Source organism: Sphingomonas naasensis (assembly GCF_004792695.1).
GTDB lineage: Bacteria > Pseudomonadota > Alphaproteobacteria > Sphingomonadales > Sphingomonadaceae > Sphingomonas > Sphingomonas naasensis.
Genome location: NZ_SRXU01000001.1, coordinates 654,584 through 667,350 on the forward strand (window position 1 = coordinate 654,584; position 12,767 = coordinate 667,350).

Here is a 12,767-nt window from a genome sequence, read left to right on the forward strand (position 1 = left end):
GCTCACTGCTCCTCTTCGCCGGTGACCGCGCCGATCCGCGGCACGACCTTGCGCCAGCCGCCACTCATATTGGTGTAGGCGGTGTCGTTGCGCGGCAGCTCGAAGCCCGAATGGACCAGCTGGAGCCGCGTCCCGCCCTCGACGGCCTCGAGCGTGAAGGTGACGATGGTGTCGAGCAGCGAGCCATAGCCCGCATTGCCCGGATGCCCGCCCTTCCACGAATAGGCGAAGCGCCGGTTGGGCACCGCCTCGAGCACCTCGCACTCGATCGTGCCGTCCCATTCGCCCGCCGGGCTGGTCCGGTAGGTGAAGCGGCTGCCCGGCACCGGGGCGAAGTCGCTCGGCACCATGCCGAGCCAGCGGCTCATCAACGCGCCCGTGGTCAGCGTCTTCCAGATCGTCTCGGGCGCATGCGGAAACACCTCGTCCACCGCGATCGCGCGGGCGCGGGTCTGCACTTCGGCATCGTTCATGGATCGATCTCCTTGAGAAGGCTGCGCAGGTCGGCGAAGCGATCGCGCCAGAACAGGTCGTAATGGCTCAGCCAGTCGAACAGCGGCGCGAGCCCCTCGGGCCGCGCGCGGTAGAAGACGTTGCGGCCCTGCGGCCGCTCGGCGACCAGCCCCGCCAGCTTGAGCGATTTGAGATGCTGCGACACCGCGCCCTGCGTGACCCCGCTGACCCGGGTCAGCTCGGCGACGTTGATCTCGTCGGCGCGCGCGATGCGCTCGAACACTGCGCGCCTTGTCGGGTCAGCGAGCGCGCGCATGACGGAATCGATCGGGCTGGTCTGGATCATGCGACTCATATTAGTTTACGCTAATGCATTAGTCAATTCTAATGCATTTAGCTGTGCATGGCCGCGTTGCGGCGCTGGACGGGCGCCGACCCTGCCCGCTATCGGCGCTGCATGCCCGTCATCGCCACCATCATGAATTCGACCACCGGCCAGCCGATCCAGAAGATGAGCTTCGGCCGCATGCCCAAGCCCTGGGCCTCGTTCACTCTCGAGACCGGCGAGCTGGTCAAGGCCGACCGCGTCGACATCGGCAAGCCCGCGCCGGGCAAGGTCGTCGTCCCCGTCTCGGTCTGGGTGACGCCGAAGGGCTAGGCTCTCCCCGCTTTCGCGGGGATGACGCGCGCCGGCGAAGAATTGTAACGAAACATTGCTGGCCCGCGCCGGCCATTGAATCCGCCGGGCCCAGCCCCTAGATTCGAGACTGCGGGACCGGGCCCCTCTGGCGGCGGCTTCACCTGAAGCCCCGTGATGTCGGACCGCATCGAGCTAGCTCGGTGCAGGTTTGGTGGCTGCCCCCTCCTCCCTCACCGAAGAACCGGCTCGATCGATGTAACTGTCGATGGAGTGGCAAGTGAGTATCCTGATCGAGCGGCTGATCGCCGCGCACCGTCTTCTCAACCGCGAAATCCGCCGCGAGCTCGCGCGTCGCGCCCCCGATTCCTCCCGGCTGACCCGGCTCAAGAAGGAACGGCTCGCGATCAAGGACCGGCTCTTCCGCCACTTCCCCGATGCGGCCGAGATGCGCCGCATCGCGCGCGGCGCGATCGCGCGCGCGCGTCACGCCTAAGGAGACCACGCACGTGGACAATCTTTCCGCCTTCAACCGCGGCGCCGCCAGTGCCGCGCAGGTCCGCTACGATGAGGGCCTGCGCCGGCACATGCTCGGCATCTATCGCAACATGGGCATCGGCCTCGCCATCACCGGGCTGGTCGCTTTGCTCGTCGCCAGCTCGCCGCCGCTGGTCGCGCTGATCTTCGGCACGCCGCTGAAGTGGGTCGCGATGCTCGCGCCGCTGGCGTTCGTCTTCTTCTTCACCTTCCGCATCGACCGGATGACCACCGCCGGCGCGCGCACCGCCTTCTTCGCCTTTGCCGGCGTGATGGGCGTGTCGATGGCGAGCATCTTCCTCGTCTTCACCGGCCAGAGCATCGCGATGGCCTTCTTCACCGCCGCGGCGATGTTCGCCGGCCTCAGCCTGTGGGGCTACACCACGAAGCGCGATCTCACCGGCATGGGGACCTTCCTCGTCATCGGGCTGGTCGCGGTGATCGGCGCGAGCCTCGTCAATCTGTTCCTCGGCTCGAGCCTGCTCCAGATGGCGCTCTCGGTCGTCGGCGTCGTGGTGTTCGCGGGCCTCACCGCGTGGGACACGCAGCGCCTGAAGAGCGAATATGTCGTCTATGGCAACAGCCAGGCGGCCGAGAAGCTCGCGGTGATGGGCGCGCTGTCGCTCTATCTCAACCTGATCAACATGTTCCAGCTGCTGCTGGGGCTGATGGGCGAGCGGGAGTAACCGCGTGACCGGCACCTTCACCTGCCCCGTCGACGGCACCAAATTGGTGCCGATGGAGCGCTCGGGCATCGAGATCGATCATTGCCCGAGCTGCCGCGGCGTCTGGCTCGATCGCGGCGAGCTCGACAAGATCATCGAGCGCAACGGCGCCGTGGCGGCGCCGTTGCCGCCCCAGCCGCAACCGGCGGCGCAGCCCGCGCCCTGGCCCGATCAGCGGCCGCGCTACGATGATCGCCACCAGCAGCATGGCGGCCATCACGGCCAGCACTACGGCCACAAGCGCCGCAAGTCGTTCCTCGAGGAACTGTTCGACTAGTCCCCCAATCCCCGAACAGTTTCCGAACCTGCCCGTCGCCGATCGCTCGGCGGCGGGCCTTTCTTTGCCGCCGTCAGAGCCCGACGCCGCGGCACAATTCGTAGAGCCGCTGCACCTTCGGGTGGTTCGCGCCGAACTTCGCGCGGAACTGCGCCTTGGAGGCGCATGCGGATATCTGCGCCGGGGTCGGCCGGCGCTGCGCCTGGCGCGCGCGACTGTTCCGGAGCAGCGCGCGCGTCGTCGAATCCTGCAGGACGACGCGGCCATGATCCTCGACCTGGGTGGTCGGGAGGTCTTGGCCATATCCCGGCGCGGCGATCGCCAGCAGCGCGATGGCGCATGACATGGTCCGCATGATCTGCCTCCTGTGGTGGCGCCATGGATAGGTCACGTCGGCCGCCCCGGTCCACGGCCCGGCCCCCCATCCGTCGCGTATCGCGCAGCGCCGGGCTTTTCTTTGCGCGCTGCCTCCCGCTATCGTCGCGGCTGAAGCGAGGGAGGGAAATCATGGTCACACGCAGGTCGCTCATCGGCGGCTCGGCCGCACTGGCGGCGACATTGACCTTGCCGCTTTCCGCCCGCGCCGCGCCCGGCTTGGTCCGGCGCGAGGGCACGCGGCTGATGCTCGGCGGCCGGCCCTATCGCTTCGCCGGCGCCAATCTCTGGTACGCCGCATGGCTCGGCGCCGACGCGCCTTATGGCGATCGCGCCCGCCTGCGCCGCGAGCTCGATACGCTGGCGGCCACCGGCGTCACCAATCTCCGCATCGCCGCTTCGGCCGAGGAGTCGCCGCTCAAGAATGCGGTCAAGCCGGCCTTTCACGGCGCCGATCCGGGCTCGGCCGATCCGGCGTTGCTCGGCGGGCTCGATTTCGCCCTCGCCGAGATGGCCAGGCGCGGGATGAAGGCGGTGCTGTACCTGACCAATTTCTGGGAATGGTCGGGCGGGATGATGACCTATCTCTATTACGTCACCGGCAAGTACATGGACGTCAACGACCCCGCGCATCCCTGGCCGGCCTTCCCCAACGCCACTGCGCAATTCTACGCCAACCCCAGGGCCGTCGCGTGCAACCATGATTGGGTGCGCGCGATCGTCGGGCGCACCAATGCGATCACCGGCACCGCCTATCGCGACGATCCGACGATCATGGCGTGGCAGCTCGCCAACGAGCCGCGTCCCGGCGGCGATCGCGCCACCGCGACCCCGCTGCTTCCGGCCTATTATGCCTGGCTCCGCGACAGCGCGAAGCTGATCAAGTCGCTGGACGGCAACCATCTCGTCTCGACCGGCAGCGAGGGCCTCAAGGGCAGCGTCGAGAGCGCCGAAATCTATCGCACCGCGCACAGCGTGCCCGAGATCGACTATCTCACCGCGCATATCTGGCCGCTCAACTGGAACTGGGTCGACGCGGGGGACATCGCCGGCAGCCACGCCGCCGCGACCGCCAAGGTCGCCGAATATCTCGATCAGCATCAGGCGCTCGCCCGCCAGATCGGCAAGCCGCTGGTGATCGAGGAATTCGGCTATCCGCGCGACGGCGGCGGCTACGACCGGGAGGCAAGCACCCACTTCAAGGACCTGTATTACCGGCAGATCTACGACGCCGTCCTGACCAGCGCCCGCACCGGCGGCCCGATCGTCGGATCGAACTTCTGGGCGTGGAACGGCGAAGGCCGCGCCGCGCATGGCGACCATCGCTTCCGCTCCGGCGACACGGCGTGGCTCGGCGATCCCCCGCACGAGCCGCAAGGCTGGTACGGCGTGTTCGACACCGACGCGACCACGCGGGCGGTGATCGCGGCGCACGCGAAGGCGCTGGCGAGTGTGGGGGAAGCAACAGCGGCATAAAGATCCTCCCCGGCACGGGGAGGGGGACCGCGCCACGCAGTGGCGTGGTGGAGGGGGATCGCCGCGAAGGATTCGCCATGAGGAGAGCCCCCTCCACCAGCCTGCGGCTGGTCCCCCTCCCCGTGCCGGGGAGGAACGCACGCCTAATAGCTCCCCTACTCGCCCCCCAAACCATCCTCCGTTGCCCCAATCCCGGCCAAAGCCCATCTCCCGCCGCATGGCATCTCTGCTCGACCCTTCCGCGCGTGGCCGCGTGATTCTCGTCGGTGCCGGCCCCGGCGATCCGGGCCTGCTCACCGTGCGCGCCGTCGAGGCGCTGCGCGAAGCCGACGTCCTCGTCCATGACGGCCTCGTCGATCCGCGCGTGCTCGATCTCGCCCCGCAGGCGCACCGCATCTCGGTCGCCAAGCGCCGCGCGCGCCATACGCTGCCGCAGGACGCGATCAACGCGCTCATCGTCGCGCATGTGAAGACCGGCGCGATCGTCGTCCGCCTCAAGGGCGGCGATCCCTTCATCTTCGGCCGCGGCGGCGAGGAAGTCGAAGCCGTGCGCGCCGCCGGCCTGCCGGTCGAGGTGGTCCCCGGCGTCTCCGCCGCGCTCGGCGCCGCCGCCGAGGCGATGCTGCCGCTCACCCATCGCGACTGGTCGAGCGCGGTCAGCTTCGTCGCCGGCCAGTGCAAGGGCCTGTCCGACCAGAATTGGTCGGGCCTCGCCGGCAAGGGCCGCACCCTCGTCATCTATATGGGCGTCGCCAATTGCCCGGCGATCGCCGACAAGCTGATGGCCGATGGCGTCGCCCCCGACATGCCCGTCGCGGTACTCGAGCGCGCCACGCTTGCCGACCATCGCGCGATCCGCACCCTGCTCGCCGATCTCGGCGACATGGTCGAGCGCGAGGACATCAAGAGCCCCGCGATCATCGTCGTCGGCGAGGTGGTCCGCCTGTCCGACGCCGAGGACAAGCTCGCCGCCTGGGCCAAAGCAGCGGAGTCGCTCGCATGAAGATCCTGACCGGCAACGATCTGCGCACCGGCGCGGTGATCTGGTGGACCGGCGAGGGCTGGTCGCTCCATGTCGAGGACGCCACCGATGTCGGCGACCGCGGCGAGGCGATCCTCACCGAGGAGACCGGCGCGCGCCGCGTCAATGGCGGCGTGGTGATCGACGGCTCGATGACCCCCGAGGGTCCCCGCCCCGCGCACATCAAGGACCGCATCCGCGCGCTCGGCCCCACCGTGCGCCCCGATCTCACGCTCAAACCCGCCGATCCCAATGCCGGCAGCTGGGTGATCTGACATGTACCGCTACGACCAATATGACCAGGCCATCGTCGACGCCCGCGTCGAGGAGTTCCGCGAGCAGACCGCGCGCCGCATCGCCGGGGCGATGAACGACGACCAGTTCAAGCCGCTGCGGCTCAAGAACGGGCTCTATCTCCAGCTCCACGCCTATATGCTGCGCGTCGCCATCCCCTATGGCACGCTCGACGGCCGCCAGATGCGCAAGCTCGCCGACATCGCGCGCAGGTACGACCGCGGCTACGGCCATTTCACCACCCGCCAGAACCTCCAGTACAACTGGATCAAGCTGGAAGAGGCGCCCGACATCCTCGCCGAGCTCGCCACGGTCGAGATGCACGCGATCCAGACCTCGGGCGAGAGCATCCGCAATCTCTCGGCCGATCAATATGCCGGCGCCGCCGCCGACGAGATCTGCGATCCGCGCCCCTGGGCCGAATTGCTCCGTCAGGCGACGACCTTCCATCCCGAGTTCAGCTATCTGCCGCGCAAGTTCAAGATCGCGGTGATCGCCGCGCAGGAGGATCGCGCCGCGCTGCGCTGGCACGATTTCGCGCTGCGCATCGTCAAGAACGATGTCGGCGAGCAGGGCTTCGAAGTCTATGCCGGCGGCGGCATGGGCCGCACCCCGATCATCGCCTATCAGATCCGCGAATTCCTGCCCTTCGCGCAGATCTTCTCCTATCTCCAGGCGGTGCTGCGCGTGTGGAACACCCATGCGCGGCGCGACAACATCCACAAGCAGCGGATGAAGATCCTCGTCCACGAGCTCGGCGAGGAGGAATTCCGCCGCCAGGTCGAGGAAGGGTTCCAGCACTTCCTCACGCTCCAGACCGATTTCCCGCAAGCCGAGTATGACCGCATCGCGGCCTATTTCGCCCCGCCGCCGTTCGAGACCGGCCCGAGCGCGGAGATCGATCGCAGCGATCCCGAGTTCGCGCTCTGGGTCGATCGCCAGACCGTCGCGCACAAGGCGCCGGGCTATGCGATCGTCAACATCAGCCTCAAGCCGATCACCGGCATCCCCGGCGACATCTCGGCCGAGCAGATGGACATCGTCGCCGATCTCGCCGAGCGCTACAGCTTCGACGAGATCCGCGCCACGCACGCGCAGAACCTCGTGCTGCCGCATGTCCGCAAGGCCGATCTCCACGCCTTGTGGCAGGTGCTCGACGCGGCCGGCCTCGCCAGCGTCAATCTCGATCTGGTGACCGACATCATCGCCTGCCCGGGGCTCGATTATTGCAGCCTCGCCAATGCCCGCTCGATCCCGCTCGCGCAGAAGATCGCGGCGCGCTTCGCCGATATGGATCGCCAGCTCGAGCTGGGCGAGCTCAAGATCAAGATCAGCGGCTGCATCAATGCCTGCGGCCACCACCATGCCGGGCATATCGGCATCCTCGGCGTCGACCGTAAGGGGACGGAGAATTACCAGCTCCTCCTCGGCGGCTCGGGTGCGGAGGATACCTCGCAGGCCAAGATCACCGGCCCCGGCTTCGACGAGGACGGCGTGGTCGACGCGCTCGAAAAGGCCACCAATGTCTACTTACGCGAACGCCAGCCCGGCGAGCGCTTCCTCGACACCTATCGCCGGGTCGGCATGGATCCGTTCAAGGAGGCGATCTATGGATAATCTCCTGCGCTTCCGCGACGACGAGGCGCATGACGAGCCCGCGGTCTCGATCGACGCGTTCCTCGGCCAGTCCAACGCCACTTCGGTGCGCATCGAGGCCGGCGAGGACGCGCGTCAGCTGATCCCCTTTCTCGATCGCCTCGCGCTGGTGGAGATCGACTTCCCGCGCTTCCGCGACGGCCGCGGCTACAGCTCGGCGCGCATCCTGCGCGAGGCCGGCTACAAGGGCGAGATCCGCGCCTCGGGCGACGTCCTCGTCGACCAGATGCTGTTCATGCGTCGCTGCGGGTTCGACAGCTTCGCGCCCGCCGCGCCGATCGACGAGGCGGCGCTCGAAGCCGCGCTCGCTCGCTTCGACTATGTCTATCAAAACGCCGCCGACGACGCGGTCCCCGTCTGGAAACTCCGCCATGGCTGAAGCCGCGGCCCGCAAGGTCGACCGGCTGGATCTCGCCCCGCGCTTCACGCAGCAGGACGCGATCCGGCTCAACAATCTGTTCCGCGGCACCTCGACCGAGGAGATGCTGCGCACCGTCCTCGGCGAGCACATGGTCGGCGAGGTCGCGGTGGTCTCGTCGTTCGGCGCCGAGTCCGCGGCGCTGCTCCATCTCGTCGCCTCGGTCGATCCGTCGGTGCCGGTGCTGTTCCTCGATACCGGCAAGCATTTCCCCGAGACGCTTGCCTATCGCGACACGCTGGTCGCGCGGCTCGGCCTCACCGACTTCCGCAACCTCCGGCCCGATGCCGATGTCCTCGCCGCGCGCGACGCGAGCGAGCTGCGCTGGTCCTATGATCCCGATGGCTGCTGCGACATCCGCAAGGTGGCGCCGCTCGCCAGGGGGCTCGAAGGATTCGATGCGAGCATCACCGGCCGCAAGGCGTTCCAGGCGAAGACCCGCAACGCGCTGCCGCGCTTCGAGATCGACACCGCCGATGCGCAGGGCCGGCTCAAGGTCAATCCGCTGGCCGACTGGACCCGCGCCGATCTCGACGCCTATTTCGCGCGGCACGATCTGCCGATGCATCCGCTGGTCGCGCAGGGCTATCCCTCGATCGGCTGCGCGCCGTGCACCAGCATGGTCAAGCCCGGCGAGGATCCCCGCGCCGGCCGCTGGCGCGGCTGGGACAAGACCGAATGCGGCATCCACACCCCGATCGCCGACGGCGACCCCAACCAGCCGAGCTTCTAGGCGCGCAGCTCGGGCCCATTACTGCCGTCATCCCGGCCGAAGTGCCGGGATCCACGCCGCAACGAACGAGAAGCTCGAGGTGCTCGCGGTTCGGTTACCGCGGGCCCGTATGCTCTTCCTCAGTTCGCATGGTGGACCCCGGCACAAGGCCGGGGTGACGGACAGGATGTTGCCGGGGCCACCCTGCGGTGACCCCGGCTGCCCTCTCCTGCTGACGAACCGATCCTATCCCGATCAGAAATCGAACACCCGCGGTAACCACTGCCCGCGTCCGCTCTCGCTGCTCCGCGCCTCGGTCCCGAGCCCGCCGAACAGCATCGCGCCACCGAGGAACGCGCCGAGCAGGAAGCTGAGCCCCGCCAGCGTCCGCCCCTCTTCGGACCCGGGTCCGAAAATCTGCCCCGGCCTGGTCAAATTGAGGTCCGCCTGCGTCGCGAGGTCGCCGGTATAGGCCGAGCGCCAGCCCGCGCCGCTGGCATTCTCGTGGAGCACGAAGCCATCGTCATTGGCGCTGTCGAGCGCGCGGCCGTTATTGCCCATCGTCACTTCGAGATCGCCGAGCGTCTGCTGGCTCAGCCCGGTGACCTCGATCGCCTGATTGCCCTTGGTGATCGCCACCGAGCTGGCGAAATAGACGTTGGGATTGCCCTGGCCCTGCTCGGTGTTGATCGTGATCTTGGTGCCGTTGTCGAGCGTGAAGGTCGTCGTGCCCCAGAAGTCATAGGCGTGCTGGCCATTCACATCGACATGCGGATCGCCCCAGATCCGCGTGGTCTCGCCGGTCTTGGCGTTGGTGATCGTCATCTCGCTGTTGTGCTCGTTGAGATTCAGGCTGTAGCCGTCGCCGAGATCGATCGCGGCCTTGCCCTCGCCGCCGGTCTTGACCGTCCAGCTCGCCCGCGTCTCGCCGCCGCAGCGCGCATCGACGTTCCAGCCCTTGGGGAAGCAGCTCGACGCGAACGGCCCCGCGCCGAGCGGGTTGAGGAACTTGCCCGCGATCCCCGCCGCGAGCACGAAATTGGCCGATGCCGAGCCGGCGAGCAGCCCCTGCAGCGCGCCCGAGAATGCAGTGTTCGCTCCGATCGTCGTCATTGCGTGTCCCCTGTCTGGTGAACCGGGGTGGATGTTACGCCGGCGACGAACGGCGCGCGCTCCGCATTCCGACTAGAGCCGCTAGTCGCTTCGATTAGCCGCTCACGAGCCTCATCCCGTCGCGCAGCTGCGCGGCTGCAAACCCCGGCCAGCCGTTTCCAGCCTCGGGGGCCAAACGGCGCAAGCATCGGAGCAAGTGTTGGTCGATACGCGAATGCGCGCGGCCAGTATTCAATCGAACAATCTCGCTATTGCGACATCGGCGCGCTAACCTGTCGGCAAAAGCGGGGCCTTGCTCGATGCGCGTTACATTTCTCGTTGGTGCGATGGTGCTCGCATCCCTCGCAGGGGATGCCGGTGCCCAGGACGCGGTGCCTGTGGCGGGCTGCGAAATGCATGTCTGGCCGACGGACGTCATCAAGAACGACGTATCGATGGTCCTTTTTGGCGGCGACGAGCTGGAGAAGAAGAAGCTCAAGCGAGGTGACTCCACGGTCACCCAAACGCTGCTCACGCCTGAACTGCAGCTTCAGGCGCTCAGGGAAAGCAGCATTGGCGAGCGCCTCAACATTGCGGCGGACCGCTTCATCCTCGAACCGGATCCGCAGACGCAACGCGCATTCACGAAGTCTCCGGTCACCGCGGGTGAAGGCTGCCGCTACGGGTTCACCTTCCAGATGATCCAGTTCGAGAATTCGACACTCTACGGCAAGGAGCTGACGCTGTTCTACAACATCACCGATCGCACGCGGGGCGCGAAGCCCAGGAACATGCATTGGTACAACAGCGAGAAGATCAAGGCGTTCGATCCGCAAGCCGATGACGAAGCGGCCTCCGCCGTGCTGAAGGACGGACTGCGCCGCGTGATCGACGATGTCGTTCGGAAGAAATTGCCCAGCGCGCGCTGAGCTGGACGCTCAACTCGCCCAGGCGGCGATGTCGTCTTCCTGCGCCACCATCGCCAGCCCGTGCGCGATCGAGGTGAGCTCGTCGCCCGCGCCGATCCGCTCGTTCCCGAAGCGCCGCTCGAAGATCGCGCGCACCGCGGGGATCAGCGACGATCCGCCGGTCAGGAACACCCGGTCGATCGCGTCCTCGCCCGTGCCGGCCGCCGCGAGCGCCTGATCCACCGTCGCCTCGATCCGCGCGAGATCGGGCGCGATCCACGCCTCGAACTGCTCGCGCCGCACTTCGGTGGCGATCTTCACTCCGCCGCCCTCGAAGCGGAACTCGGCCTGCGCGACGCCCGACAGCGCGCGCTTGAGCTTGCCCACTGCGTCGTACAGCCGATAGCCGAGCTCGTTCTCGATGATCGCGATCATCCGACCGATCGCCGCGGGATCCTCCGCCGCGCGTTCGAGCTTGTGGAGCGCTTCGAGCGTCCGCCGGTTGCGCATCAGCGCGAGCCGCGACCAGTCGCCGAAATCGCTGAAATAGCCGCCAGGGATCTCGAGCAGCTTGTCGAACGAGCGATACTGGCCGCCCTTGCCGAGCAGCGGCAGCACCAGCTGGTCGATGATCCGATAGTCGAAGCGGTCACCGGCGATGCCGATGCCGGCATGGCCGAGCGCGGTGCAGCGCCGCGCCGCGCCCGGCGCATCGACCCGCACCACCGAAAAGTCGCTGGTGCCGCCGCCGAAATCGGCGACGAGCAAGGTCGCCGGTTCGCTCAGCCGCCGCGCATAGCTGAACGCCGCGCCGATCGGCTCGTAGACATAATGGATCTCGGCGCCGAACCCGGCGAACATCGCGTCATAGCGTTCGCGCGCCAGCGCGGGATCGGGTCGCGTCCCGGCATATTCGATCGGCCGTCCCACCACGATCCGGCCGGGCCGCGCGTCGAGGCTGCCGCCGGCATGCTCGACCAGCTTGCGCAGAAAGGTCTTGCCCAGCTCGTCGAACTTTAGCCTTTTGTCGAACACCGAGGCGTGCTCGAACGCCGGGCTCGCCGCGACCGACTTGAACGACTGGAGGAAGCGGCTCCCCTCCGGATATTCGAGATATTCGGCGATCGCCCAAGGCCCCGCCTCGACCTGCACCCCGCCATCCTCCCAGAAGCACAGCGCCGAGCGGAATACCGGGCTCACCGCCTCGGGCCCCGCGAACGCGACCATCTCCGGCGCGGCACCGCCGCTGGCCAGCGCGACCACGCTGTTGGTGGTGCCGAAGTCGAGCCCGAGGGCAGTGGCGGTCACGGAAGCATCCAATCGCGGCGAAGGAACGGAGCGCGCCTATGGCCGGAGACGCTATGGGCTTGCAAGCCGCCGGCACACTTCTGCGGTGTGCTGATCGGCGGGAAAAGCGCAGTCGATCCGCAACTCGTCGAGCGTGACGTCCAGCGGCGTGGCGAAGGTGGTGATCGTCTCGAAGAAGCGCAGCGGCCCCGTGGGGCTGCGGAAGACGAGGCCGAGCACCGGATCCTCCCGGCCGGATACCGCGCGGAAGCGCCATTCGGGCGGGACGCCCGGATAGCCGAGCAGCTCGTCGAGCAGCGCACGCCCGCGCGCGTCGCCCGGATTGGCCGCCAGCTCGGCCTGCAGCCGGCGCAGGAGCCCCGCCGCGACGTCCTGCCAATTGTCGATCACCGCGCGGAAATCGTCGGGATCGAAAATCTGACGCAGCAGATTGCCGTGCCGGCTCTCGCGCCCCTGCATCACCAGCCGGTTGACGCGCGTCGCCGCGTCATTGGCCATCAGCACGTCGAAATGCCGGTTGAGCACGAATGCCGGATAGGGCTCCTGATGGCGCAGGATCAGGTCCACCGCCCCCCGCATCTGCTCGAGCGCCGGGCTCGCAAGGTCGGTCTCGGCATATTGCGGCGAATAGCCGGCGGCGAGCAGCAGCGCGTTGCGCTCGCGCAGCGCCAGCGCCAGCGCGTCCGCCACCCGGCCCGCCGCCTCGCGCGAAAGCCGCGCCTTGCCCAGCTCGACAAAGCCGAGGTGCCGCGCCGACAGCCCGCACTCGAGGGCAAGTTCGAGCTGGCTCATCCGCCGCGCGCCGCGCCATTCGCGCAGCAGCATCCCGATCGGCGGATAGCTTCTGGTCGAAGAAATCGTCGCGCCCGTCATCAGCT

Annotated in this window: 17 protein-coding genes; 11 read left to right on the forward strand and 6 right to left on the reverse strand. The window is 67.8% G+C overall.

The features are described from left to right. Positions 1–2: 2 nt before the first annotated feature. Together E5A74_RS03135 and E5A74_RS03140 are read right to left on the reverse strand one after the other, a co-directional pair. Positions 3–473: an SRPBCC family protein gene (locus tag E5A74_RS03135; protein ID WP_135982731.1), complete on the reverse strand. Its 471-nt coding sequence runs from the start codon at positions 471–473 to the stop codon at positions 3–5. Further along, a complete protein-coding gene (locus tag E5A74_RS03140; RefSeq protein ID WP_206365747.1) occupies positions 470–808 on the reverse strand; it encodes an ArsR/SmtB family transcription factor in 339 nt (112 codons plus the stop codon). The genes E5A74_RS03135 and E5A74_RS03140 overlap by 4 nt, the downstream gene beginning before the upstream one ends. Before the next feature lie 102 nt (positions 809–910). Here E5A74_RS03140 and E5A74_RS03145 point away from each other — a divergent pair, with 102 nt between their 5' ends. The 4 genes from E5A74_RS03145 to E5A74_RS03160 all read left to right on the forward strand — a co-directional run bounded on the left by E5A74_RS03145 (position 911) and on the right by E5A74_RS03160 (position 2,629). Beyond that, on the forward strand, positions 911–1,111 hold the full coding sequence (locus E5A74_RS03145) for a hypothetical protein (protein ID WP_135982735.1): 201 nt from the start codon (positions 911–913) through the stop codon (positions 1,109–1,111). A gap of 259 nt (positions 1,112–1,370) precedes the next feature. Beyond that, positions 1,371–1,586 carry an HP1242/YdcH family protein gene (locus tag E5A74_RS03150; RefSeq protein WP_240699613.1) on the forward strand — a complete coding sequence of 72 codons (216 nt, stop codon included), beginning with the start codon at positions 1,371–1,373 and terminating at the stop codon, positions 1,584–1,586. A 91-nt stretch (positions 1,587–1,677) separates the two neighbouring features. Beyond that, a complete protein-coding gene (locus E5A74_RS03155; RefSeq protein WP_206365771.1) occupies positions 1,678–2,313 on the forward strand; it encodes a Bax inhibitor-1 family protein in 636 nt (211 codons plus the stop codon). Between the two features lie 4 nt (positions 2,314–2,317). Then, positions 2,318–2,629, forward strand: coding sequence for a TFIIB-type zinc ribbon-containing protein (locus tag E5A74_RS03160; protein ID WP_276469511.1), 312 nt, complete (start codon positions 2,318–2,320; stop codon positions 2,627–2,629). Positions 2,630–2,702: 73 nt separating this feature from the next. On the opposite strand, the gene E5A74_RS03165 is transcribed toward E5A74_RS03160, so the two are convergent. Then, a complete protein-coding gene (locus E5A74_RS03165; RefSeq protein WP_135982741.1) occupies positions 2,703–2,984 on the reverse strand; it encodes a hypothetical protein in 282 nt (93 codons plus the stop codon). A gap of 152 nt (positions 2,985–3,136) precedes the next feature. Between E5A74_RS03165 and E5A74_RS03170 the strand changes: the two genes are divergently transcribed. The 6 genes from E5A74_RS03170 to E5A74_RS03195 all read left to right on the forward strand — a co-directional run bounded on the left by E5A74_RS03170 (position 3,137) and on the right by E5A74_RS03195 (position 8,602). Continuing rightward, positions 3,137–4,480, forward strand: coding sequence for a glycoside hydrolase 5 family protein (locus tag E5A74_RS03170; protein WP_206365748.1), 1,344 nt, complete (start codon positions 3,137–3,139; stop codon positions 4,478–4,480). A gap of 217 nt (positions 4,481–4,697) precedes the next feature. Next, positions 4,698–5,483 carry a uroporphyrinogen-III C-methyltransferase gene (gene cobA, locus E5A74_RS03175; RefSeq protein ID WP_135982744.1) on the forward strand — a complete coding sequence of 262 codons (786 nt, stop codon included), beginning with the start codon at positions 4,698–4,700 and terminating at the stop codon, positions 5,481–5,483. After that, positions 5,480–5,776, forward strand: coding sequence for a DUF2849 domain-containing protein (locus tag E5A74_RS03180; protein ID WP_135982746.1), 297 nt, complete (start codon positions 5,480–5,482; stop codon positions 5,774–5,776). Before cobA ends, E5A74_RS03180 begins: the two co-directional genes overlap by 4 nt. 1 nt (position 5,777) lies before the next feature. Continuing rightward, the gene (locus E5A74_RS03185; RefSeq protein WP_135982748.1) at positions 5,778–7,412 is read left to right on the forward strand and encodes a nitrite/sulfite reductase; all 1,635 of its coding nucleotides are present in this window, start codon (positions 5,778–5,780) and stop codon (positions 7,410–7,412) included. Continuing rightward, positions 7,405–7,830, forward strand: a complete 426-nt coding sequence (locus E5A74_RS03190) for a DUF934 domain-containing protein (RefSeq protein ID WP_135982750.1) — start codon at positions 7,405–7,407, stop codon at positions 7,828–7,830. The genes E5A74_RS03185 and E5A74_RS03190 overlap by 8 nt, the downstream gene beginning before the upstream one ends. Further along, entirely contained in the window at positions 7,823–8,602 is a 780-nt protein-coding gene (locus E5A74_RS03195) for a phosphoadenylyl-sulfate reductase (protein WP_135982752.1), read from the forward strand. The genes E5A74_RS03190 and E5A74_RS03195 overlap by 8 nt, the downstream gene beginning before the upstream one ends. 234 nt (positions 8,603–8,836) lie before the next feature. Here the strand turns inward: E5A74_RS03195 and E5A74_RS03200 are convergent, their stop codons facing one another. Beyond that, positions 8,837–9,694, reverse strand: coding sequence for a DUF1521 domain-containing protein (locus tag E5A74_RS03200; RefSeq protein ID WP_135982754.1), 858 nt, complete (start codon positions 9,692–9,694; stop codon positions 8,837–8,839). 326 nt (positions 9,695–10,020) lie between these two features. Here E5A74_RS03200 and E5A74_RS03205 point away from each other — a divergent pair, with 326 nt between their 5' ends. After that, positions 10,021–10,602: a hypothetical protein gene (locus tag E5A74_RS03205; protein ID WP_135982756.1), complete on the forward strand. Its 582-nt coding sequence runs from the start codon at positions 10,021–10,023 to the stop codon at positions 10,600–10,602. A 9-nt stretch (positions 10,603–10,611) separates the two neighbouring features. Here the strand turns inward: E5A74_RS03205 and E5A74_RS03210 are convergent, their stop codons facing one another. Beyond that, a complete protein-coding gene (locus tag E5A74_RS03210) occupies positions 10,612–11,889 on the reverse strand; it encodes an Hsp70 family protein (protein WP_240699615.1) in 1,278 nt (425 codons plus the stop codon). Between the two features lie 51 nt (positions 11,890–11,940). Then, on the reverse strand, positions 11,941–12,762 hold the full coding sequence (locus E5A74_RS03215) for a helix-turn-helix domain-containing protein (RefSeq protein WP_135982758.1): 822 nt from the start codon (positions 12,760–12,762) through the stop codon (positions 11,941–11,943). Positions 12,763–12,767: the final 5 nt, after the last annotated feature.

Excerpts from the sequence above, each read along its gene's own strand:
- E5A74_RS03200 (WP_135982754.1), bottom strand. The coding sequence starts at position 9,694 with ATGACGACGATCGGAGCGAACACTGCATTCTCGGGCGCGCTGCAGGGG.
- E5A74_RS03190 (WP_135982750.1), top strand. The coding sequence starts at position 7,405 with ATGGATAATCTCCTGCGCTTCCGCGACGACGAGGCGCATGACGAGCCC.
- E5A74_RS03180 (WP_135982746.1), top strand. The coding sequence starts at position 5,480 with ATGAAGATCCTGACCGGCAACGATCTGCGCACCGGCGCGGTGATCTGG.
- E5A74_RS03185 (WP_135982748.1), top strand. The coding sequence starts at position 5,778 with ATGTACCGCTACGACCAATATGACCAGGCCATCGTCGACGCCCGCGTC.
- E5A74_RS03195 (WP_135982752.1), top strand. The coding sequence starts at position 7,823 with ATGGCTGAAGCCGCGGCCCGCAAGGTCGACCGGCTGGATCTCGCCCCG.
- E5A74_RS03170 (WP_206365748.1), top strand. The coding sequence starts at position 3,137 with ATGGTCACACGCAGGTCGCTCATCGGCGGCTCGGCCGCACTGGCGGCG.
- E5A74_RS03135 (WP_135982731.1), bottom strand. The coding sequence starts at position 473 with ATGAACGATGCCGAAGTGCAGACCCGCGCCCGCGCGATCGCGGTGGAC.
- E5A74_RS03215 (WP_135982758.1), bottom strand. The coding sequence starts at position 12,762 with ATGACGGGCGCGACGATTTCTTCGACCAGAAGCTATCCGCCGATCGGG.
- E5A74_RS03140 (WP_206365747.1), bottom strand. The coding sequence starts at position 808 with ATGAGTCGCATGATCCAGACCAGCCCGATCGATTCCGTCATGCGCGCG.
- E5A74_RS03155 (WP_206365771.1), top strand. The coding sequence starts at position 1,678 with ATGCTCGGCATCTATCGCAACATGGGCATCGGCCTCGCCATCACCGGG.
- E5A74_RS03145 (WP_135982735.1), top strand. The coding sequence starts at position 911 with ATGCCCGTCATCGCCACCATCATGAATTCGACCACCGGCCAGCCGATC.
- cobA (WP_135982744.1), top strand. The coding sequence starts at position 4,698 with ATGGCATCTCTGCTCGACCCTTCCGCGCGTGGCCGCGTGATTCTCGTC.
- E5A74_RS03205 (WP_135982756.1), top strand. The coding sequence starts at position 10,021 with ATGGTGCTCGCATCCCTCGCAGGGGATGCCGGTGCCCAGGACGCGGTG.
- E5A74_RS03165 (WP_135982741.1), bottom strand. The coding sequence starts at position 2,984 with ATGCGGACCATGTCATGCGCCATCGCGCTGCTGGCGATCGCCGCGCCG.